The sequence below is a fragment of the Microcoleus sp. B4-C1 genome, assembly GCF_036705285.1.
Classification (GTDB): Bacteria; Cyanobacteriota; Cyanobacteriia; order Cyanobacteriales; family Microcoleaceae; genus Microcoleus.
The window spans coordinates 46,799-69,541 of sequence record NZ_JAUBUC010000019.1; the positions used below are offsets into that span (position 1 = coordinate 46,799).

Sequence of the window (22,743 nt, forward strand, 5' to 3'; positions counted from 1 at the left end):
CTGTCGGACTGTCGGACTGTCGGACTGTCGGACTGTCGGACTGTCGGACTGTCGGACTGTCGGACTATCGGACTATCGGACTCTCGGACTTGGATAGACGCAGAAAATCTTCCTGGTTTTCTTAGCAAAATGTTACAAACAAAGAAGCAAAAGTCTATTCAGGAGAATCCGCCTTGGTACTCTACAGCCCTCAACTTGAACCCAACCAGCAGCAAAACCTTTCCCCCATCAATGGTTTTGCGGGCCGGCACATTGGCCCGACACCCAGCGAAATCCAGCAAATGCTCAATGTTTTGGGCATTTCCAGCCTCGATGAGTTGATTGACAAAACGGTTCCAGCGGCGATTCGCATTTCTCAACCCTTACAACTTCCCGCAGCGCAAAGCGAGTACAGCGCTTTGGCAGAATTGAAAGAAATTGCTGCAAAAAATCAGGTATTTCGATCGTACATCGGCACTGGATATCACGACTGCATAACTCCCCCCGTCATTCAGCGGAATATCCTAGAAAATCCCGGCTGGTATACAGCTTACACTCCCTACCAAGCCGAAATTGCTCAAGGGCGATTGGAAGCTTTGCTGAACTTCCAAACCATGATAATTGACCTCACGGGTTTGGAAATTGCCAACGCTTCTTTGCTGGATGAAGGGACTGCGGCGGCGGAAGCGATGGCGGTGAGTTACGGCGCCAGCAAAAAGGGGGCAAAAGCGTTTTTTGTTTCCCAAGATTGCCACCCTCAAACTGTGGAAGTGGTGCAAACTCGCGCTAAGCCGTTGGGAATTGAGGTAATTGTCGGCGACCATCACAGCTTTGAGTTCGATCGTACAATCTTCGGCGCTCTCGTGCAATACCCCGCCACAGACGGCGCAATATACGACTATACCGATTTTATTCGATCGGCACACGAAGTCGGCGCATTAGTCACAGTAGCCGCCGACATTTTGAGCCTTTGCTTACTCACACCCCCCGGCGAATTCGGCGCGGATATAGCCGTAGGAAGCACTCAGCGCTTCGGAGTACCGATGGGATTCGGAGGGCCCCACGCAGCCTATTTCGCCACGCGAGAAGAGTTTAAACGGCAAGTTCCGGGGCGAATCGTCGGCGTTTCTAAAGATGCCAACGGCAAATCTGCTTTACGTTTAGCCTTGCAAACTCGCGAACAACACATCCGCCGCGAAAAAGCAACCAGCAATATTTGTACTGCTCAAGTTTTGCTGGCAGTGATGGCGAGTATGTATGCTGTTTATCACGGCCCGTCTGGACTGAAAGACATTGCTGAGAAAGTACGGACTTTAACTGCGCTTTTGGCATCCGGTTTAAGAAGTTTCGGATACAAAATTGGTTCTCAACCTTTCTTCGATACTTTGCGGGTAGAATTGGGAGACAAACCGCTGTCAGAACTTCTAGAAGCTGTTAAAGTTCGCAAAATTAATCTCCGAGTTTTCGATGATTCGACAGTGGGAATCACTTTAGATGAAACTGTCAGCGTTGAAGATGTGCAAGAGTTGTGGGAAATTTTTGCACAGAATAAAGATTATATCAGGGCAGACGGGCAGAATGCTCTCAACATTCCGCTGGATGCAGACGCATTGAATTCCTATTTGACCTTACCAGATTTTTGCGATCGCACCAGCAGCTATCTCGCCCACCCAGTTTTCAACAGCTACCATTCAGAAACTGAACTTTTGCGGTATTTGCACCGTTTAGAAGCCAAGGATTTATCGCTAAATACATCGATGATTCCCTTGGGTTCTTGCACAATGAAATTGAATGCAACAGCAGAGATGATGCCGGTGACTTGGGCGGAATTTGGCAAGATACATCCCTTTGCACCCCGCGATCAAACTCGCGGCTATCAAATGATGTTCGTGCAACTAGAACAGTGGCTGGCAGAAATCACCGGTTTTGCGGGAATTTCTTTGCAGCCAAACGCTGGTTCTCAGGGCGAATACGCGGGCTTGTTAGTTATTCGCCAATACCACGAACACCGAGGCGAATCTCACCGAAATATCTGTTTAATTCCCCAGTCAGCCCATGGTACAAATCCGGCTAGCGCCGTGATGGCGGGGATGAAAGTAGTAGCTGTCGAGTGCGATTCCCAGGGTAATATTGATGTTGCAGATTTACATAAAAAAGCCGAAAAGCACAAAAATGAACTGGCGGCTTTGATGGTGACCTATCCATCAACGCACGGCGTTTTTGAGGAAGAAATTAAAGAGATTTGCGAGATAGTTCACAACTGCGGCGGACAAGTTTATATGGACGGCGCGAATATGAATGCTCAAGTTGGTTTGTGCCGCCCCGGTGATTTTGGTGCTGATGTTTGCCACTTGAATTTGCACAAAACTTTCTGTATTCCTCACGGTGGCGGCGGGCCGGGAATGGGGCCGATTGGGGTAATGTCTCATTTAGTAGAATTTTTGCCCAGTCATTCTATTCTTAACAGTCAACAGTCAACAGTTAACAGTCAACAAATATCAGTTGGTGCTGTTTCCGCCGCGCCTTGGGGAAGTGCTAGCATTTTGCCTATTTCTTGGATGTACATTCGGATGATGGGAGGAGTGGGTTTAACTGAGGCGACAAAAGTAGCAATTCTTAATGCTAATTACATGGCAAAACGGTTAGAATCTTATTATCCGGTTTTGTACAAAGGGAAAGCTGGTTTAGTGGCGCACGAGTGCATTCTGGATTTGCGATCGCTCAAAAAATCTGCGACTATTGAAGTCGAAGATATCGCTAAACGGTTGATGGATTACGGCTATCACGCGCCGACGGTTTCTTGGCCGGTCGCTGGTACGGTAATGGTGGAACCGACGGAAAGCGAATCCAAGCAGGAATTAGACCGTTTTTGCGATGCAATGATTGCAATTCGAGCGGAAATTGCGGAGATTGAAAAAGGTAATGTTGACCCGCAAAATAATGTGTTAAAAAATGCGCCGCACACCGCAGAATCTCTGATGGTTGATGAGTGGAATCGTCCTTATACTCGATCGCAAGCGGCTTATCCAACCTCTTGGACTCGCGAACATAAGTTTTGGCCGGCGGTGGGTAGAATAGATAATGCGTTTGGCGATCGTAATTTTGTCTGTTCTTGTTTACCAATGGAGGCTTACAATTAAGATTGTAATCCATGTAAATCTCGTTTATATCTGAGTCTAGATCCCCCTAAATCCCCCTTCAAAAGGGGAGTAGGGGTTGACTTTGAGAACGCTTCCAGTCCCCCCTTGTAGGGGCGGTGCCCCCGTGCCCGCCCTCTTGGCTAGGGGGGATCTCCGGGTTTGATAGATGCCGAATATCTAGGTAAAAAAACCCGGTTTCTCAACCTCACCTCTCTCTTCTCTTCCTCTGTGCCCTCTGTGGCCTCTGCGGTTAAATCATTCCGAAACAACCGTAAACGATATCATCCAAAGCCTCAACCAAAATTCCCCCATCTCAGCTACAATCAAAACCATCCTCTCCACCCCCACAAACCCGCCATGAGGCACTGGCCCCCCGGACAACAACTACACAACGGCAAATACATCATCGAAGAAATCCTGGGGGGCGGCGGATTCGGTGTCACCTACCGCGCCCAAAACCCCAAAGAAGGCAAAGCAGTCGCCATCAAAACCCTAAATGCCAACGTTCAAGGTAAACCAAACTTTCGCGAATACCAAACCAAATTTGTCAACGAAGCATTATCTTTAGCCCGATGCAGCCATCCCCACGTCGTCCAAGTTTACGAAGTATTTCCCGAAATGGCAGGAAATATCGAATTGTGGTGCATGGTAATGGAATTAATCGACGGCACTAACTTAGCAGAATATCTCGAAGATAACGGCATTTTGTCGGAAGCGAAAGCTTTGCCAATGATTCAACAAGTCGGAAGCGCCCTGAGTTTTGTCCACCAGCAAAAATTTACTCACCTCGATGTTAAACCCCAAAATCTTATGCTCAGACAGCGGGGTTTTGAAGCAGTTTTGATTGATTTCGGATTGGCGCGACAGGTGACAGCACCGGGAAAATTGAGGACAAATAGTAATTCCGGTACTGAGTGTTACGCACCCATTGAATTATTAGAAAAACGCGCCGAACTTGGTGCTTATACTGATGTTTATTCCCTAGCAGCAACGCTTTATGTCATGTTGACTGGTGAGTTGCCGTTTCCGTCGCAATTCAGGAAGCAAAATATTCCTTTAACTCCGCCAAAGCAATTCAATTCAGAGATTAGCGACAGGGTGAATGCGGCGATTATGAAAGGAATGGAGTTGGAACCGCAAAGTCGCCCGCAGTCGGTGCAGGAATGGTTGGATTTGCTGATACCGAAACCTGTGGCTGCTGAGACTACACGGGTAGTTTCAGCCGTGGGAATGGATTATATAAACTTGCGGAATTTATTGGCGGCTAAAAAGTGGAAAGAGGCGGATGAGGAAACGGCGAGAGTGATGTTGAAGGTGGCGGGTAGGGAGGAAGAGGGATGGCTGGATACAGAAAATATTGAAAAATTTCCCTGCGAGGACTTGCGAACTATTGACCAACTTTGGGTAAAATACAGCAATGGGCACTTCGGCTTTAGCGTGCAGAAGCGCATCTATCAAAGTCTGGGAGGAACCAGTCAATATGATGAAAAAGTATGGGAAGCGTTTGGCGACAAGATAGGTTGGAGAAAAAATAACTCATGGGTGTACTACAAAGACATCACTTTTTCAGAAAAAGCACCAGAAGCTCACCTCCCGTTGTTGCCGCATGTCGTAGAATGGGGACCTTGTGATGAGAATGGGGAGGAAGAAAATGGGGGTATTATGGTGTTGGGTTGGGTGAGGTGGGAGGGGTCTTCTCTCGCGTCGAGACTTGTAGACTGTAACATCTAAGCGTTACAGATTTTTATTAAGACTTGTGAACTAGACTTTTTGTACGAAGCCACGCCAGTTCTACGTTTCCGATACCTGGCACTCGCTATCATCAGTTTCCGGCTCGTTTTCCGTAGTTTTTTGTAGTATCTGCCCCGCTATTTGCGGGTTGTAACAATTAGCAAAAACAAACTTTTCAGCCACCGCTAAAATTTCTGGATTTTCCGCAAATTCAAGAAACCGGGTTTCTGGGATAATTTACGCATCATCACCCAGATTCAGGAAGAAACCCGGTTTCTACCTCCCCACCAACAGCCTCTAAACTCCATAACTTAGAAACAAAATTTGTAGTTTGCATTAACAACCAAGACTAAGCAACCAACAATAAAACTTAAACAACTCTTGCTCCCCCCCTTACCAAGGGGGGGCTGGGGGGGGTTAAAATATCAAACAACCAACTAAAAAACTCAAATAACTCTTACTCCCCCCCTTACCAAGGGGGGGCTGGGGGGGTTAAATCCTATACAACAATGACAAAACTCTACAACAGAAGCTCAGAAAAATTCAAGCGACAGCAGCTTCGCAGAGAAATGACAGAAGCGGAAAAGGAGCTATGGAAACGTATCAGAAACAGACAGCTTGAGAATTGTAAATTTCGCAGACAATACAGTGTAGCAGCATTTGCGCTAGATTTTTATTCACCAGAAATCAAGTTAGCACTGGAAGTTGATGGTGACAGCCATTTTGTGGATGGCGCTGTAGAATATGATGCAGAAAGGCAAGAGTTTATTGAGTCGGCTAGGATTCATTTTTTGAGGTTTACTAATGATGATGTTTATCATAATTTGGATGGGGTTTTAGAGGTGATTGTGGAGGGGATTAAATCGTTGAGAACATCGGGTGTTTTACCCCCCCCAGCCCCCCCTTGGTAAGGGGGGGAGCAAGAGTTAGCCCCTTGTTGAGGGTGGGGAGCAAGAGTTAGCTCTTTGTTAAGGGTGGGGAGTAATGGTTAGAAATGTACATGAGATTTAATCGTTTATTGCATTAACTCTTTTACCCCCCCAGCCCCCCCTTGGTAAGGGGGGGAGCAAGAGTTAGCCCTTTGTTGAGGGTGGGGAGCAAGAGTTAGAAATGTAGATTAGATTTAATCGTTTATTGCATCTACTCTTTTACCCCCCCCAGCCCCCCCTTGCTAAGGGGGGGAGTAAGAGTTTGGAGGGTACATGAGATTAGTTCGTTGAGAATATCTGGTATTTAACCCCCCCCAGCCCCCCCTTGCTAAGCTATGCTTTATAAACATCTTTCTTAACAAGAAAGTTGACAAAAGTAACTACTTGTGTAGCGGATATGGGGGCGCTCGCGGACGATCGAATACGAATTATCCTGATTCGAGTTTTCATTGATATCTCCGTCTTTCAATGAGTTGGCTCAAGTGCGTTCGGGGTTTTTCCCGATCGCACATTTTGAACCAATAGAATAAAATGTTTTTCTGCCATTGGCTCACGGCGGTTTACCAAAATTATCGTTGATAGGAGCGACACAATTTGCGAGCGCAGCTATTTCACCCTGAAAACATACAAATTCAAGTTGTTTTCAGTTGATTAAATAGTAGCCAACCCGTCATAATATCATCCAATCTTCTCAAGCCACGCCACAAAGTCTTAACTCCTGGAAAACCATCATGTTTTCGTCCTAAAAAACCTCCCAATTTGGCAATCCAACCAACAGCTTCCCCTAAAGTTGGCGGGGAAGAATGAGGATAACTTTTGTGATAAATTGTTGCATAAAGAGCCTGCCATTCTCGATGTGATAACATAGTTTCACAACTGGCATCAGGCGCGCTGCGAGCCAGATGAGTAATATAAAGCAAACGCCAAGCTACTATCGAATAAGTAGCTAGAGCCATTTCCAACCTCTCTGCTGTTTCTAATTGCAGCTTCTCAATTCCACAACCACTTTTTAATACATAATGATAACGCTCAATCAACCAACGATAACTATACCACCTCACATAAGTAGTCACATCCTCAATACAAGTAATAGGTAAAGTTGTTAACAGCCACCACTCAATTGCTTCTGCCTCCGATGGTGCTGATGATTCTCTTACTAAAATAACTTGCAGTTCGAGCGGACTTAATTTCTCTTGTTTAGCCCGATTTTTAGGGGGTTGAATAGTTAAGGTTTTATACCGAATAGTTAAAGTTGCTACTCGTGATGGTCGAGTCGGGTTGCGCTTTAATTCAACAGTCATCGTGGCTTGCGGTTCGACTAACTCCATCTCTGCTTTAAGATGGTTGGATGAAAACTCTAAACATCTGTTTTGAGTAGCTCGAATCAAAAAATCTGCTTTGTCACGGTTGGCGCAGGCAAATAAGTCATAAAAGTCTGCTTCTCGATCGGCAATTGTGACTACTTTTTGCGAATTAGGGATGATATATAACGTGTTTTTTAAAGCATCAAGCCATCTTTGACTTTCTTTTTCTTCAGTTGATTTTTGAGAACGTTTAGCAGCTTTACCTAAATATTTTGGCGCTCTTGCCCAGACATATTGGTCGATAATTCCTAATGGTAGCCCTTCTGTTGTGGCGGCCAAAGTTGAATGTACTTTCAATCCACTGGCATATTTACTATCAAGATATCCGACTCCTTTAACTGCTTTATGAGTAGTGTAATTTAATTCGGTTGTATCTTGTATTGCCAAGACAATTTGATGATTTTTGATTCTTTCTACTGTCGCATCTACGTGTCCTTTCCTAAGCTGAGCTGGTTTGATGTATGGTGAATCCCAGAAATCGTAAGTAGCCTTAGTTTCCGCCCATGTACCACTCGCTTCAGGTACACTAGATTCTGGTTTATTGCTTAAATTAGAGACAATTTTCATGAATCTATTTGTCCTTCTTGGATCTCCTAAGTCAGTTTTTTCTAATTCTTGTCTTACCCATTGCTCGATCATTTTAACCTGACTCCTGGGCAATCACCCGATCGTTTAACAGCATAGATGTTTATTTTTGTCAACTTTCTTGTTAAGAAAGATCCTTATAAAGCATAGCTTGCTAAGGGGGGGAGCAAGAGTTAGCATTTTACTAAGGGTGGGTGCAAAAGTGTCTATAATCCAAAATTCATAATTTACAATTTATATGACTTCAAAAGTTACCCTCACTATCACCGCAGGTAATCTCAAAGGCAAAGAATTCACCTTTGATACCCGCACTACTTGTATTATCGGCCGCGCTAAAGATTGCTATCCCAATATTCCCGACGACGAAAAACACCGCACCATCTCCCGCTATCACTGCTTGCTGGATATCAATCCTCCCGATATCCGGGTGCGCGATTTCGGTAGCAAAAATGGCACTTTTGTTAATGGCGAAAAAATCGGTCAGCGAGAACCACATCAAACTCCCGAAGACGCGGCTCAAATTCAATTCCCAGAATACGACTTGCAGGGGGGAGATGAATTTACACTCAGCGATACTTCTTTTCGAGTTGCTGTTGCTCTTGACCCGGAAATTGCGAAAAATCTCAAACAACAATCACCCCCAATTATTCCCTCAAATCAAGAGAATTTGTGGGAGATGCTGAAAGCTTTTCTGTTCAAAGCTGTCGGTGGTAAAAATAATATCGGAGTTCTCGGTGATTATGTTTTACTAAAAGAGTTGGGTAAGGGTGGTTTTAGTTTGGTTTATTTGGCGCGACATAAACAAACAAATGAAGAAGTCGCCCTGAAAGTGATGTTACCAAAAGTTGCTGCGAATCAGCGGGCTGTGAATTGGTTTTTGCGGGAAGTTGATAATACTAAATGTTTGAAACATCCTCATGTGGTAGGATTTAAAGAGTCTGGTTATGCTGATGATACTTTCTTTTTCACGATGGAATTCTGTGAGGGTGGTAGTGTTGTTGATTTGATGGCAAAACGCGCTGTCAGCACTTTGCCGATCGCTGAATCTGTAGCTATTATTGTGCAAGTTTTAGATGGTTTGACTTATACACATAATGCGGAAATTCCGAATGTAAGATTGGCTGATGGTAGTTTTGCCAAGGGACGGGGTTTGATTCACCGGGATTTGAAGCCGGGGAATATTTTTCTGGCGAATGTGGGTGGGAAACAAGTTGCCAAAATTGGGGATTATGGGTTAGCCAAGGCTTTTGACCAAGCAGGTTTAAGTGGCCAAACGATGACTGGTAATGCTGTCGGTACGCCGTATTTTATGCCGCGACAGCAAGTGCTTGATTATAAGTATGCGAAACCGGAGGTTGATGTGTGGGCGGCGGCGGCTTGTTTGTACGTGATGATTACGGGATATTCGCCTCGCAATTTTGCAGGATTAGACCCGTTTCGTGCTGTTTTGGATAATGATGCAGTTCCTATTCGCGATCGCACTTCGTCCATCCCTCAACCGCTAGCCACCGTGATCGATCGCGCTTTAGTTGACAATCCTGAAATTTATTATAAAAGTGCAGCAGATTTTAAAGAAGCCTTATTAAACACTATATCATAAATTAATGAATCCACGATTTTTATTGCAGTCTCTCGAAAATAAACCTCGTTGGCTTGTCCTATTTTTATTGGGTTTAATCACGACTTTGGCAATCGCCACAACAACAGCTTACATCACAAATGGCATCGCCCAAACAGCCAATCCCACCTTATGTGTAGACGTTAAAGCCGATCGACATCCGATAAGTCCCGATATCTACGGTATGAACGATGATGGACTAGAAGCCGCCCTCGCCAAATAGTTGCCAATTCCGGTGGAACGCTGGGGGGCTCATCACACCAGCCGCTACAACTGGTTATCGGACGAAAGTGTGTGTAGGATTGGTTTCAGTATAAAAGGGGTTTTAAGCTATTAAGCATCGACCATCCAAGCAATACACTTTTGCATTTGATTGCTCATTGTTTGTCGATCGGCATTATACCTGCGGCCGTGTCCCGGCAACACCCATTCAAACGAGTAATTAGCCAAATTCTGCATAGATTTGATTTGTTCGGGCCAAGAATACCAACAGACTTCGCGAAAGGCAACTAGCTGCTGCAAACTTTCCGACCAAGCAAGATGATCGCCGGTGAACAAAAACTTGTTATTGTAAAGCAAAACTGTGTGACCTTTCGTGTGACCTGGCACCGATATAATCCACAAATCATCTGCTAGTTGATACGGTTCTGTGGGCGACAATTGCATTTCTACACGGCAAGTATCAGCGTTAATTTCGTCATAATGAATGATGCGATCGCACCCAAAATGGTCGTGGTATAGTTGATGATCTGCCACATCATCGCCGTGAGTCAAGTACATATAGCGAATGCCGCCCATTGCTTCGATATTTTTAACTAGCGGCGGCACAAAACGGGGAGAATCAACTAAAATATTGCCTTCGGGACGGACAATTAAATAGCTGGCTGCGGCGTAGGATGTCTCTGAGTGGTAGCCGCAGTGATAGACATTTTCTGCTACGAGTGCGGGTAACAGTTGCTGGGCTTCTTTGATCCTTTTGGGTTTTTCTACAGTGCCGATCGAACTTGTGGGACAAGACAAAAGAGCCGCGAGCGATCGCATTTCTTCAGTCTCGTTTGTTGGCTGCTGGTAAACCGCCGACTGTTCTCCCGCTTGACCAAATACTTCCGGTGCCATCCACCGACAAGTATCGCAGTCAATGCAGCTACTGTCTACATAAAAATTACCGCTGATATTTTCAGTACGCCGCAGATTGATGTGAGCCATTTTTCTACCTTTTAATAACCAATAGAAATAATTGTAAATTATACCAAATTTGGCTTAAATCTCCTTTTATTTCTTAGTCCGCGTAGGCGGACTTTGTTTGTGTAGTAGCGGTTTCAACCGCCGAGTATCAAAGAGGTTTTGAAATGTTAGAACCCAGAATTCTTAAAGAAGTCTGGGCTCTGGGCATTCTATTTTTTTAGGTGTTACTACCGCTGCTGATCCGCTGGAAAAGCACCCGCTTTCACCGCCACAGTAACAGGTTGTCCGCCGCGGCTTAATTCAAGCTGCAGATCGCTGCCCACTGTACTTTTCTCGACAATTTGCTGTACGCTGCCAGCATCGCTGACTTCTGCACCATTGATTCTCTTGATCACATCGGCAACGCGAACTCCAGCTTGTGCCGCCGGAGAATTTCTCGCAACTCCCAAAACTAACACGCCTTTATCTTCAGTCAGCCTCAATTTGGTGTTGGGATTTTGATTAAATTCTCTCTTGATTGCGGGAGTAATGCTCAACATCCGAACGCCGAGATAAGGATGTTCGGCTTTTCCTACTGTTACTAATTGGTCGGCAATTTGTTGTGCTCGATCGATCGGAATAGCAAAACCCAATCCTTGAGCGCCTTGAATAATCGCCGTATTCATGCCGATAACTTGACCGCGCTGGTTCAGCAGCGGGCCGCCAGAATTGCCGGGATTGATCGCAGCGTCGGTTTGAATAAAGCTGACGCGCTTGTCGGGAACACCGACATCGGCGCTAGAACGGCCTGTAGCGCTAATAATTCCCACAGTCACAGTATTGTCCAAACCGAGGGGATTGCCGATCGCGATCGCCCATTCTCCCGGCTGTAACTCTTCAGATTTGCCCAAATTCACCACAGGCAAATTGTTAGCTTCAATTTTAACAACAGCCACATCAGTTACTGTATCTACGCCTAAAACTTTGCCGACAAATTCGCGGCCATCCTTCAGTTTTACCGTCACCGTATCCGCGCGGTCAACGACGTGAGCGTTAGTCAAAATGCGGCCATCAGAACCAAAAATAAAACCCGAACCGGAGCCCCTTTCTACCCGATTTCCCGGCGCAATCGGAGATTCTGAACCAAAGAAGCGGCGGAATTGCTCAGGTATCTCATCTGGAACTTGGTTCGTCACCGTGCGAGAGGAATTGATCCGCACCACTGCCGGGCCAACTTCCTGCACAACTTTAGTGACAAAATTAGAGTCTTGAGAGGGGAGTATATTGGCAGGCAATGCTGAGATTGGCGCTGCAGTTGAAGGTTCAGCTTGAATGGCGTTAGAACTTCCAGGAACTCCAGAAGTTAGGGCGTTGCACCCAACAGTTGCGGTGGAGCCGAGCAAAATTAGGGATAAAAAAGCCAGTTTTTTCGGCAAAGAAGAACGGCGAGAACGCACAGTTGTAGCAGGCATATTTTTAGTTGACATAGTATTGATTTGGTGGGAGTTAGAGGGAGAGTTATAATTAGGATTTTGCATTTTTAGCACCTACTGTAATTAAATTACAACTAAAGGTTCTTTAATTTTAATTCAAGCATTTATGAGTTCTGCTTGACTGGTGGGGTTTACCCTACAAGCTGGGGTAGAAACCGGACAGTCGCCGGCAAATTGTTTGTGGATTCGAGCTTTTGAGTGCGATCGAACAGGGTCTGCACTGGCGAAGTGCTGTCTGAGTGCGATAATACAAACTACGGTAGCCAGCTCGCATATTCCGCATTTCCCGCGAACTTTTCACAGGATTGATATCCGAAGTCAACAACAATCCTGGACTCAAAAAAACCCAGGTTTCTACGCAAAATATTCATTGTGAGCGATCGAGGTTAACGTAGAAACGGAGTTTTTGACCCCGCCTGCATCCATGAAGGATAGCAGTTAAAGCACCGGAAAGCCTCACCCTAAAGCAGGAAGTAAAAAACCTGTAAAGCCTCAAGCTAAAGTACCAACTAAACCTTAAGTCAAAATAGCCTGCAAAAACTCTCTTCAAATCTAAAATTTGAACCTATGGAGGAATTTTATTGCTCCATCGGTTCAATGGAACTAACCGAATCGATTTCCCTCGACTTGTTCCTCGAACTTTCCAAAACATCAACAGTATTCTTAATAAAACCAGCCATCGGCACAGCAACTAACAAACCTGCTATTCCCGCCACCTTAACCCCCACCAGCAGTGCCACTAAAATCCACACAGGATTGAGACCTATAAAACCGCCTAATAACCGAGGAGCAACGCCACTTTCAATTATTTGCTGAATTACTGTAGCGACAGCTAAAACTGTGACTCCGAGCCAAAAGTTGTTTAATGTGATTAGCAAACTGACAATGCAAATACTGAAAGGTGCCCCGAAGGGAATCATAGTCATTACACCCACACCCAAACCGAACAGAAGTCCGAAGGGAACTCGCATAATTAAAAAAGCAACAGTGATAGACAGTCCCATCAAACCCGCCAAAGTTGCTTGCCCGACGAAGTAGTTGTGGAAGCTTCGCGCCAGCAACTCTCGCAATTGAAGGCTCAGCTTGGAGGGAAACCATTTAAATAATCCTTCCCATACGCGATCGCCGTGCAAGAGCAAGTAGAATGTCACGACTATTGTGAGGAGAAAATTCAACAGACTGTCTGCAGCACCCAAACCAAATCTGAGAATTTCGCCAGTGAGAGACTGCAATTGAAATGAAAGTCGATCGCTCAATTGGGTAGTCAAACCGCTAACATCAATGCGGAGATTGCGATTTTCCGCCCAATTGTGGAATGCTTCAATTTGTTCTGTGCCAGAAACTATCCAAGTCGGCAGTCGGGTGGCGAGCTCAGTGATTTGGTTTAGCAGAATGGGAGCCAGAGTGATAGCTAAAACCACCAATACCAGTAAAGTCAAAAACAATACCGATAAAACTGCTCGATCGCGCTTTAAGCCGTATCTGTGCAGAAAGCGCACGGGATAATCTAGCAAAAAAGACAGCACTGTAGCCACTACCAAAACTGTAATCAGGGCGCGAAAATATTCAAAGACTAGGAGGGCTAACCAGCAGTTGAGTACCGCTAGGGGAAATACCAGTCCGTAAGTCCACCACTGCTGCAGTTGAGTGAAACGTCTCATCTAAGTTAACCGAGTTAAAATTTGAGATGCAAGATGTGAGATTGGCGCTGCTATTCGCCCTTCTTTCTTAACCACTTTATAGTGTATTTATTTATACCCGACTGCTGAAAATTTCCAGTTGCTCGACCAGCAGGGGAAATCGGGTTGCTGGCAGGCAGAGCCTGCCACAACTATGTTATATCGTTTCCGCTAGTATGGATATATTACCTGCGAAAATAATTTATTTTCAGTTGACCGGGCAGCGGTTTGCAAATCGCAATTCAACCTTTTTCCCCGTGCCTTTCCAGAGCTAATTGAATTAAACGGTCTACTAATTCAGGGAAAGAAATGCCGTCCGCTGCCCACATTTGCGGATACATACTGGTAGCTGTAAAGCCGGGAAAAGTGTTGATTTCGTTAATCAAAACTTCTCCGGTTGATTCAATGTAGAAAAAGTCTACTCGCGCTAAACCTGCAGCGTCTACAGCCAAAAATGCTTGCACTGCCATTTCTTGGATTTGCGAGACGATCGCACCGCTGACTTTTGCCGGGATTGAGCAGTCGGCTTGTCCCTGGGTATATTTAGTTTCGTAGTCGTAGAAATCGCTTTGAAAAGAAATTTCTCCCACCGTTGAAGCTTGGGGATTATCGTTACCTAAAACTGCACATTCTAATTCTCTAGCAACCACACCCGCTTCGACAATTATCCGCCGATCGTAGCTAGCGGCGCTGTCGAGAGCAGCTTCTAACTCAGCACGCGATCGAGCTTTAGAAATCCCAACAGACGAACCCAAATTAGCTGGTTTGACAAAGCAAGGATAGCCCAACTCAGCTTCAATTTTATCACAGAGTTTAGGGAAAACGCAAGGATTAGACCAGATTTCGGAACGGTTGACAGCGATGTATTTTACCTGCGGCAAACCAGCCTGAGCAAAAGCCATTTTCATGGCAATTTTATCCATTCCCAGCGCCGAACCTAAAACCCCCGAACCGACAAAAGGAACTTGCAATAATTTCAGCAACCCTTGCACAGTGCCGTCTTCACCGTTTGGGCCGTGCAAAACAGGGAACCAAACATCTACAGCATTAAAATTAGGAAACTGTCCAGCGGGAGAATCATCTTCTGCTGTTTGTTCCTCTATTTCCAGAGGTTTTCCGGTGTCTAAGACTTGTTGAGGTAATGTTCCCGACAGCCAGCGGCCGTTTTTTTGGATGTAAAAGGGCAGAACTTCGTATTTAGAGGCATTTTCCTCCGCAGCGAGGGCACGGGCGATCGCCCGCGCCGAACTAATTGAGACTTCGTGTTCGCCCGATCGCCCCCCGAACAATAGCCCGATCCGCATCATTGTCATTTTTCACTACTCCTAGGACTTTTCGACAAATATACACGCAGAGAGCGCAACTAAGGCACATACGAACCGCTTTAAGACTACTTATCTCCTCCCTTCCACTCTTCCTCTGTGTCCTCTGCGCTCTCTGCGGTAAAAAAAATTACATCTTCTTAGAAAAGTTCACCAGTAAGCCGTCCCCTATCTCATTCCGGTGCTATTTAAAGCATTTCCCCCGTCAAACTAAAAGCGCGAATATCTGTAATTTTAACCCGCACAATTTTACCCGCCAATTCAGCAATATCGCCCTTAAAAAAGGTGAGACGATTGCCGCGAGTGCGTCCCATCACCTGAGTTGAATCTTTGAGATTTTGGACTTCCACCAAAACCTCTTCAGTGCGTCCGAAATAGCGCTGCGATCGTTCCATCGCCGTTGTTGTCACTACATGATTGATTCGTTGCAGGCGATCGGCTTTCACCTCCTCACTCAACTGATTTTCCCACAAAGCCGCCGGCGTCCCAGGGCGAGGCGAATAAGCCGCAGTATTCACCAAATCGAAACCAACATCTTCGATCAACTTCAAAGTCTTCTCAAACTGCGCTTCCGTCTCCCCAGGAAAACCGACAATCGCATCCGCAGTAATCGAAGCATCCGGCATATAACGGCGAATTGTATCAATGATCCGGCGGTATTTTTCCTGAGTATAACCCCGCGACATCGCCTTCAAAATATCATTATCTCCCGACTGAAAAGGAATGTGAAAATGTTCGCAAACCTGCGGTAATTCAGCACAAGCCTTAATCAATCTCTCCGTAAAATAGCGCGGGTGGCTAGTAGCAAATCTGAGGCGATCGACTCCCGGCACATCCTGCACAAAATAAAGCAAATCCGTCAAAGTATGCTGGTTGCTGCCGTCCGGTTTTGTCCCCGGCAAATCGCGCCCGTAAGCATCAATATTTTGCCCCAACAAAGTTACTTCCTTGTAACCTTGACGGCCCAAATCCTCCATTTCCGCGCGAATTGCCTCCGGCATTCGCGACTGTTCAACCCCGCGAACATTCGGGACAACACAATAAGTGCAGCGTTCATTGCAGCCGTAAATTACATTCACCCAAGCAGTCACCTTGCTATCGCGGCGCGGCTTAGTAATATCCTCCATAATTTCAACAGCTTCAGTCGCCACAACTTGATTGCCCTCAAAAACTTGTTCCAGCAAATCTTCAAGTCGGTTAGCGTGTTGCGGCCCCATTACTAAGTCTAATTCCGGCACTCTCCGCAGCAGCGCTTCACCTTCCTGCTGCGCCACGCATCCAGCTACAACTAAAGTTAAACCCGGTTCTTGGCGCTTGCGATGAGCTTGCCTTCCGAGGTTAGAATAAACTCTTTGTTCGGCATTATCGCGAATTGTGCAAGTATTGTAGAGAATCAAGCTAGCTTCGTTCGGGTCTTCCGAGAACTCAAAGCCCATATTTTCCAGAATGCCGGCCATCCGTTCCGAGTCGGCTTTATTCATCTGGCATCCGAAAGTAGTGATGTGATAGCGGCGGGGTTTAACGGTCATGGCGAATTGCAGGCAAATAAAAAATATAGGTTTTCAACCTTAACACTTTATTATAACACTTCTGTGTTAAACGACATAGGTCTGGTAATTGGGAATTTTAATAATTATAGGGTGTGCAATGCGCCCCTTATCGCTACAAATATTTTTAGATACCCACAAAATCTGCGAAGTCTGGTATCGGGCTATTTTGTTTTTTTAGTGATAAAAAAACTGTAAAATTGTTTTGGCAATACCTTGTGCAGCCAAATAAGGAACCCCATTGCCAACAGTTTTAAACATATTAGTTAACGTCATCTTTGCCGGCAGTGCAAAATCTTTTGGCAGTGACTGAATAGCCAGTGTTTCTGCAACAGAAAGTCGGCGAAGTTTGTAAGGGTGCAAGTGAACTTCGTTATTGCCGTAACACGCTGTTGGCGAATAACGCCATCGGTGCAATCGCTTGAAAGATTTTTTTGAATCATCTCCTTCATCAACGGAAGCAAACCGCTTAATGCCTGCTTTGGGTTGAAAATAGTGTTTGGCATTGGGATGGTTGAGAACGTCATTTTTTTGGAACCAAAATTCTACCGTTAAATCTTGGGGAATGCCATCAGGACAAGGCACGAAACCATCATCTGCAAAGGCAGTTCTATCAGGCCAAGGATGAGAAAAAATTTCTGATTTGGGATATAATATCTGACTTTGCCAAGGAAATAAACTTTCGGATAACATTTGGCTTTTTTCTTCTAGGGAAATGCCCAGATTTTTGACAAGGTTTTTTCTAAAGCCCATCAAAATAATTCTGTCTCTATCTTGCGGGACACCGTATTCTATCGCATTAATTAAACGTTCGGCAAAAACGTATCCCGAATCAGCCAACTGCTGTTTTAGTTCGTCGTAAAAAGATTTATGTTTTTTGGTTCTCCACAAGCCTTTGACATTTTCAAATAAAAAGAAATCCGGCTGCTGCTGGCAAATCAATTCAATGTATGAAGCTGAAAGTTTGCCTTTATCTCCTTCCCCACCTCGGTTTTTGCCACCACTTGAAAAGTCAGGACAAGGCGGCCCCGCGATAAATCCCACAATATCGTGATGCTTGCGGGCATCCTGCATCAATTCCCGCAGGCGAAAAGCTGGTTCTCCCCCTACAAGTCGAGTTACATCTGCTTCCTCTCCTTCGCAATACCCGTATTCTGGCTGTGGTAAATTTAGACACTGCCGAGAATAGCGGTATGCTTGCATGAAAGGTGGGAAAATTTCATTGACATACGCTATATTAAAGCCGATCGACTCGAAACCCAGATCGAGCAAGCCAGAACCCGAAAAAAATGAGAAAATACAGGGGATGGGGAATTGGGAATTGGGCATGGGGAATTGGGAATTGGTAATTGGTAATTGACCGGGCGGCGCGGGTTTATGAGATTATTAATTTGAGGTGATTATTTTTTGTAAAACCCGCCTCTATAGGTATTATTACAACCATTGGCCGCCACGGAAACGCCAGTGGGGAAACAAAATTCGCATCAGTGTTTGCGACGCCAGATAAATAGCCAGCCATACTAAACTATAATGCAAAGCAAAAGCTCCCAAGTCAAAATCTTGTGCAGGTATCCCCGGCAAACCGATAATTTTGATTAAAAATAACACAAAAAGTGCTTCCCAAATCCCGGCGAGCAATTGAAATGCACCGGGCCAATCTCGATCCCATCGGAACTGCTGGATGTATATATATAAAGCATCCCAGCCGAGGCCAAAAATCGCTATATACCCTAAAATCCAGAAAAAGATTGAGCCTGATTGAGAAGTTATTAAACCTAGAAAAAATGGCAGTGTTACTAAAAGCCCTACAGTTGCAAATAATAATATTCGAGTTTGCCATCGGCCAAATAAGGTGGGAGTCATTCGATTTTGGATTTTAGATTTTGGATTTTAGATTGAATGCGAAACGGTTTTGTTTCTAATCAATCTGGAGATTTATTTAAAATCCATTTCAACCATTGCACAAACGATCGCCAAACGCTCAATTTCCGCACACCAGCAACTCGGTGGGCGGCCAGACTTTCAACCGATCGCAAGGCGGCGTATTGCAAGCCCAAAAAACTGTCTACGGGCGCGTAAGGCCCCCCCAAAGTAATCGCGCCGGCTGCATATACCCGGCCTTCTGTGTTGCTAGCAGAAGAATTCCGCAATTCGGGCACTTCAAAATCGTTGTTAACACTCAGCCGGCCCAAACCGTTGAGGGGAAGATTATATTGAGCTACCAAATCGTTTAATAAAGGACTGGTTTTTACCTTAGCGTCCAAACCGGTAGCATCAATAATAAAATCAGCTTCTAACTTAATTTGCCCCTTGAGTTCCTTCTCCTGAATGTACGTCACTGTGCGGTTTTGACTGTCGCGCTCGACTCGCTCGACTTCCCCGAAGGTAATTTGATACCATCCTTGACTTAAGCCTTCTTTGACAATTCGTCGCCAGTCGCTGCGCTGGGCTGTGGTAGTGCCGCCCCAGTCGGTGAGCAACTGCGGGCGAAATTCGGGGGCGGCTTTTTCCAAAAGTACGCGGAGTTCCCCGCCCCAGCAAGCTTTCGGCCAGTTGAAAGGTTGAAATTCGTAGTGATTTTCGACGCTGCGCTCAGCGAGTTTAAATTTGTTACCTTGAGGTTTGGGCGATCGCATCAAATGCAATACTTGAATATTACTGTTCCGCTGTCGCGCTTCGTAAATCCGCTGCACCACCCGCGAAGCCACAATTCCCCGGCCTCTAATTAACACGCTGCCGCCGCTGGCCTCCAATTTTTCGTAAACGCCGTCGTGGCTTTCGTAAGCGTTGACAACCGACTCAAAATCCTGGGTTTTTTCGCGGTAAGCTTGCAAATCCGGCAAAAATTGAATGGCGGGATAGCCGGTGGCTAAGTGTACGTATTTCGCGATTAAAAAAGCGTGGTCGCGGTGTTCGGCATTCGATCGAGAATAAGCGATCGCGTACCTGCCGTCATCTGTTTTGCGAATTCCCCGCACTCTACCGTAGCGAAACATCTGATTCCACCCAATTCGATCGACTTCCCTGTCAATAGAATCAAACACATTCCCCGCGCGAGGCGTATAAGTTTCGGCAAAAGTCGGTTCAGCAAACACCTGCCACATCAACATCAACGACATCCCCAAACGCCCTTTCAGCAATTCCTGCCAAGCTTCCCGCAAAGCATAGGGAGGCCAGCCCCAAATGTTGTCTGGACAAGAGTCAGAATTCGATCGTAGGCGTTCCCGCAGCGGAATTTGAGAATTCAGGCACAGACGCAGGTAGCGCGCGTAAGGCTGGTTTTCCATGCCCAAAACAGCAATTCGATCGATTTTTACGCCGCAAATTCTCAGCAAATCCACCCAAATAAAGCTACCCAAACCGCCGCCAACAGCAGCCCAATCAACTTCTGTTACAGGGAGTCCCATAGATTGGAGCGATCGCATTGACACTTGAGAAGCGTGCAAAAATGCGATCGGCGGAAATTCTCCCCTACTACTTGTTTGAGAAACCTGCGACATTATTTGCGGCCCCAATGCAGGGTCTGGCCCATTGGTCTGCGGGTTAAAGAAAATGTGAGAATTGACCGACGGGGTTTCTGGGGAATTAACAGCAAAAGAAATGCCGATCGCGTAGGGCCCAACTTGCAGCATATCCCCGTTTGCCAGCACGCAACGGGTTTGGCGAACGCCGTTAACAAAAGTACCGTTGCGGCTGCCCGTGTCAGTAAGTAAAATACTGTTACCTTCACTGCCAATCACTGCGTGAAAGCGAGAAACTTGACTGCTGCTGAGGGCAATTCGAGAAACTCGTTTCCCGTTGATTGTGGCGGGCATAGCTTCAAAAATTCGCCCCAAAGCGATGGGTAAGTCGAGTATGGGGGATCGACAATCCCCCGTAGCTGTATCTGTCCAAGTCAGTCGCAGGCGCAAGGGTTGAGAATTCATGATTATTTTTTAAACATCAGCCGTCGGCTTTGAGCTTTCTGCAAAAAAAGATTTTTGAAGTTGAGAGTGTTTAGCGGATAGCCAGACTTTCCATTTTTCCAACTTTCAAGGAGAGATCATCACACTCGCCGCCGCCGCCAAAGAAGTACCGCACCACGGACACCCCGCATTCAACTGCGCGTAAGGCGAAATTCGGCTGCATTTGGGACACTGCAAACCATATTGTGAAGGCCCCGTCGGCTGAAAGTTACCAGGTGCGGGAGGCCCCAGCAAAACTGTCTGGGGCGCGGCTACCTGCACCTCCGTGACATTTACCACCTCGATTTGCACTTGCCCTAAATGGATGTGGCTTCCCAATTTCAATTTTGCTTCGCCTTGGGCGAGAATTTTTCCATCTACCAGGGGCGGATTGCTTTCGCGCAAATTCCGCACTGCATACTCCTGCAATTCCTGATTAAAAAATATTTCAACGTGCAGACCCGATACGCTGGGATGCGAAAATACTATATCGCACTTCGCCGGATCGCGCCCTAGCCTCACGGTTCCCGGATTTTTGCTCGGCTGTCCGTTTTGAATTGTTCGAGTTTGACGCACCCCAGCTTCTGTCCATGCTAAAGTGAGCTGGTTTGTCATGATTTTATAGTTAGCTCAAAAATTTGACACTCCGGGCGCGTAAACGCACCGGGATTCTTTAATCTACGAGCCAATTTGCTGAGGCAGGATTTCTCCAGCCAAAGTAGAGATTGATTCTCCTAAAGCGTTACTTGCGTCAAGCGCAAAAGTTCCGGTATGCCCTACCGTACCCAATCCTCGACTCAGGATATTTCTAGCCGCGTTTTTATCTCTATCCATTACACACCCACATTTACAGACGTGCGTTCTAGTAGATAGCGTTTTCTTGACAATTACACCGCAGCTAGAGCATTCTTGGCTGGTATATTGCGGATTCACCGCAACCGTAATCTTTTCAAATACTTTTCCAAAGTATTCAAGCCAGACACGGAACTGATACCAAGATGCGTCGTTAATAGACTTAGCCAAGCAATGATTCTTCACCAGATTTTTTATTCTCAAATCTTCGTAAGCGATTACATCGTTTGATGAGATTACGCACCGTGCAAGCTTCATTGCATGGTCTTTACGCTGCCTACTTATTTTGAGATGGCGTTTGCCTAGAATCCGCCTAGCTTTGTCCCTGTTGTTTGAACCTTTTACTTTCCTGGACACCCGACGTTGACAACGTTTAAGGACTTTTTCACCTTTTCGCAAAAATCTCGGGTTCTCAACCGTAATTCCTTTTGAGTCGGTGTAATATTCCTTCAATCCTACGTCTAAGCCTATGGTGTTCCCAGAGGGGGCTATGTTTTCCTTTCGATCAATATCAATACAAAACTGAACGTATACGCCATCCGCACGTTTTACCAATCTCACCCGTTTTATTTGGCTAATTGGATAGAAATGCAAATCGCGTGTCCCCTTGAGTTTTAACCGCCCAATCCCTTTCTTGTCGGTAAAATTGATGGATTTTCGGTCGTCGGCAAGTTTCCATCCAGTTGATTTATACTCAACAGAGCGGCAATCTTTCTGGAACTGTGGATAGCCTTTTTTGCCGGCCACACCCTTCTTGCAGTTATCGTAGAATCGGGAGATAGAAGACCATGCTCGTTCTGCGCTAGCTTGTCTAGCCATTGAGTTGAGTTCGTCAGCAAAGGAAAAATCACGCGCCAGTACAGCGCAGTATTTATTCAAATCATATTTATCCACCTTTTTGTTGTCCATCCAATACCTTATACAGCTATTGCGGACGAATTTTGCGGTACGAATTGCTTCGTCTACGGCAGTAAACTGATTTGATTTTCCGTATGCTTTAAACTCGAAAACTAGCATGGTTTTACCTCCCACCTTATGCTACTATGTTCAGCATAGGATGTTCCGTGAGTTATTAAAACTTTACAATTAAAGCCGTCAAGCGAAGGACGGGGTTTTAAACCCAATTTCCTGATAAAAAAATATTAGCTGATTTATTTTGAGGACGGAGTTCCTCACCAAAAAACTTAATTAGAATTATTGACGCAGACTCGATCGCACTTCTAAAAATATTATTATGTGCAGCTATACAAAAAAGCCCTGACTTCGGGGCTTTTAGTGCTCGTATTGGCTTTTTTTGAGAGACTGAATCGCGCTTGTCAGCCTTTCTTTCCCGCAAAATTATTGACCGCAGTGCATTTTCGTTAAAAAATTGCTGTTCAAGATTGGCCAGCGATTG

Annotated in this window: 16 protein-coding genes; 5 read left to right on the forward strand and 11 right to left on the reverse strand. The window is 45.6% G+C overall.

Annotation, left to right across the window (positions count from 1 at the left end):
• The first annotated feature begins 173 nt into the window (after window positions 1–173).
• From gcvP to QUB26_RS10455, 3 genes are all read left to right on the forward strand, one after another.
• Window positions 174–3,119, forward strand: a complete 2,946-nt coding sequence (gene gcvP / locus QUB26_RS10445) for an aminomethyl-transferring glycine dehydrogenase (RefSeq protein ID WP_333317812.1) — start codon at window positions 174–176, stop codon at window positions 3,117–3,119.
• A gap of 357 nt (window positions 3,120–3,476) precedes the next feature.
• Window positions 3,477–4,850 (forward strand): serine/threonine-protein kinase, encoded by a 1,374-nt coding sequence (locus tag QUB26_RS10450; RefSeq protein WP_333317814.1) that lies wholly within the window; start codon window positions 3,477–3,479, stop codon window positions 4,848–4,850.
• A gap of 509 nt (window positions 4,851–5,359) precedes the next feature.
• Complete coding sequence (locus QUB26_RS10455; protein WP_333317816.1) at window positions 5,360–5,761, forward strand: endonuclease domain-containing protein; 402 nt, start codon at window positions 5,360–5,362, stop codon at window positions 5,759–5,761.
• A gap of 650 nt (window positions 5,762–6,411) precedes the next feature.
• On the opposite strand, the gene QUB26_RS10460 is transcribed toward QUB26_RS10455, so the two are convergent.
• Window positions 6,412–7,779 carry an IS4 family transposase gene (locus QUB26_RS10460; protein WP_333240266.1) on the reverse strand — a complete coding sequence of 456 codons (1,368 nt, stop codon included), beginning with the start codon at window positions 7,777–7,779 and terminating at the stop codon, window positions 6,412–6,414.
• 187 nt (window positions 7,780–7,966) lie between these two features.
• On the opposite strand from QUB26_RS10460, the gene QUB26_RS10465 reads away from it, so the two are divergent.
• Together QUB26_RS10465 and QUB26_RS10470 are read left to right on the forward strand one after the other, a co-directional pair.
• Window positions 7,967–9,328, forward strand: coding sequence for a protein kinase domain-containing protein (locus QUB26_RS10465; RefSeq protein ID WP_333317818.1), 1,362 nt, complete (start codon window positions 7,967–7,969; stop codon window positions 9,326–9,328).
• A 4-nt stretch (window positions 9,329–9,332) separates the two neighbouring features.
• Entirely contained in the window at window positions 9,333–9,569 is a 237-nt protein-coding gene (locus QUB26_RS10470) for a hypothetical protein (protein ID WP_333241546.1), read from the forward strand.
• A 110-nt stretch (window positions 9,570–9,679) separates the two neighbouring features.
• On the opposite strand, the gene QUB26_RS10475 is transcribed toward QUB26_RS10470, so the two are convergent.
• From QUB26_RS10475 to QUB26_RS10520, 10 genes are all read right to left on the reverse strand, one after another.
• Complete coding sequence (locus QUB26_RS10475; protein ID WP_333317820.1) at window positions 9,680–10,552, reverse strand: MBL fold metallo-hydrolase; 873 nt, start codon at window positions 10,550–10,552, stop codon at window positions 9,680–9,682.
• A gap of 206 nt (window positions 10,553–10,758) precedes the next feature.
• A complete protein-coding gene (locus QUB26_RS10480) occupies window positions 10,759–12,048 on the reverse strand; it encodes an HhoA/HhoB/HtrA family serine endopeptidase (RefSeq protein WP_333241550.1) in 1,290 nt (429 codons plus the stop codon).
• Window positions 12,049–12,581: 533 nt separating this feature from the next.
• Window positions 12,582–13,664 (reverse strand): AI-2E family transporter, encoded by a 1,083-nt coding sequence (locus QUB26_RS10485; protein WP_333317822.1) that lies wholly within the window; start codon window positions 13,662–13,664, stop codon window positions 12,582–12,584.
• A 260-nt stretch (window positions 13,665–13,924) separates the two neighbouring features.
• Window positions 13,925–14,995, reverse strand: coding sequence for a D-alanine--D-alanine ligase family protein (locus QUB26_RS10490; RefSeq protein ID WP_333241554.1), 1,071 nt, complete (start codon window positions 14,993–14,995; stop codon window positions 13,925–13,927).
• A gap of 197 nt (window positions 14,996–15,192) precedes the next feature.
• Entirely contained in the window at window positions 15,193–16,533 is a 1,341-nt protein-coding gene (gene miaB / locus QUB26_RS10495) for a tRNA (N6-isopentenyl adenosine(37)-C2)-methylthiotransferase MiaB (protein WP_333241556.1), read from the reverse strand.
• A gap of 195 nt (window positions 16,534–16,728) precedes the next feature.
• Entirely contained in the window at window positions 16,729–17,880 is a 1,152-nt protein-coding gene (locus tag QUB26_RS10500) for a DNA cytosine methyltransferase (protein ID WP_333317825.1), read from the reverse strand.
• A 105-nt stretch (window positions 17,881–17,985) separates the two neighbouring features.
• Window positions 17,986–18,414, reverse strand: coding sequence for a hypothetical protein (locus QUB26_RS10505; RefSeq protein ID WP_333241560.1), 429 nt, complete (start codon window positions 18,412–18,414; stop codon window positions 17,986–17,988).
• Window positions 18,415–18,473: 59 nt separating this feature from the next.
• Complete coding sequence (locus tag QUB26_RS10510) at window positions 18,474–20,477, reverse strand: FHA domain-containing protein (RefSeq protein ID WP_333241562.1); 2,004 nt, start codon at window positions 20,475–20,477, stop codon at window positions 18,474–18,476.
• A gap of 105 nt (window positions 20,478–20,582) precedes the next feature.
• Window positions 20,583–21,110 (reverse strand): FHA domain-containing protein, encoded by a 528-nt coding sequence (locus tag QUB26_RS10515; protein ID WP_333241564.1) that lies wholly within the window; start codon window positions 21,108–21,110, stop codon window positions 20,583–20,585.
• 63 nt (window positions 21,111–21,173) lie between these two features.
• Entirely contained in the window at window positions 21,174–22,364 is a 1,191-nt protein-coding gene (locus QUB26_RS10520; protein WP_333241566.1) for a transposase, read from the reverse strand.
• Between the last annotated feature and the right edge of the window lie 379 nt (window positions 22,365–22,743).

Coding starts and splice junctions, on each gene's coding strand:
- QUB26_RS10450 (WP_333317814.1), top strand. CDS start 3,477: ATGAGGCACTGGCCCCCCGGACAACAACTACACAACGGCAAATACATC.
- QUB26_RS10455 (WP_333317816.1), top strand. CDS start 5,360: ATGACAAAACTCTACAACAGAAGCTCAGAAAAATTCAAGCGACAGCAG.
- QUB26_RS10465 (WP_333317818.1), top strand. CDS start 7,967: ATGACTTCAAAAGTTACCCTCACTATCACCGCAGGTAATCTCAAAGGC.
- QUB26_RS10470 (WP_333241546.1), top strand. CDS start 9,333: ATGAATCCACGATTTTTATTGCAGTCTCTCGAAAATAAACCTCGTTGG.
- QUB26_RS10475 (WP_333317820.1), bottom strand. CDS start 10,552: ATGGCTCACATCAATCTGCGGCGTACTGAAAATATCAGCGGTAATTTT.
- QUB26_RS10480 (WP_333241550.1), bottom strand. CDS start 12,048: ATGCAAAATCCTAATTATAACTCTCCCTCTAACTCCCACCAAATCAAT.
- QUB26_RS10485 (WP_333317822.1), bottom strand. CDS start 13,664: ATGAGACGTTTCACTCAACTGCAGCAGTGGTGGACTTACGGACTGGTA.
- QUB26_RS10490 (WP_333241554.1), bottom strand. CDS start 14,995: ATGACAATGATGCGGATCGGGCTATTGTTCGGGGGGCGATCGGGCGAA.
- miaB (WP_333241556.1), bottom strand. CDS start 16,533: ATGACCGTTAAACCCCGCCGCTATCACATCACTACTTTCGGATGCCAG.
- QUB26_RS10500 (WP_333317825.1), bottom strand. CDS start 17,880: ATGCCCAATTCCCAATTCCCCATCCCCTGTATTTTCTCATTTTTTTCG.
- QUB26_RS10505 (WP_333241560.1), bottom strand. CDS start 18,414: ATGACTCCCACCTTATTTGGCCGATGGCAAACTCGAATATTATTATTT.
- QUB26_RS10510 (WP_333241562.1), bottom strand. CDS start 20,477: ATGAATTCTCAACCCTTGCGCCTGCGACTGACTTGGACAGATACAGCT.
- QUB26_RS10515 (WP_333241564.1), bottom strand. CDS start 21,110: ATGACAAACCAGCTCACTTTAGCATGGACAGAAGCTGGGGTGCGTCAA.
- QUB26_RS10520 (WP_333241566.1), bottom strand. CDS start 22,364: ATGCTAGTTTTCGAGTTTAAAGCATACGGAAAATCAAATCAGTTTACT.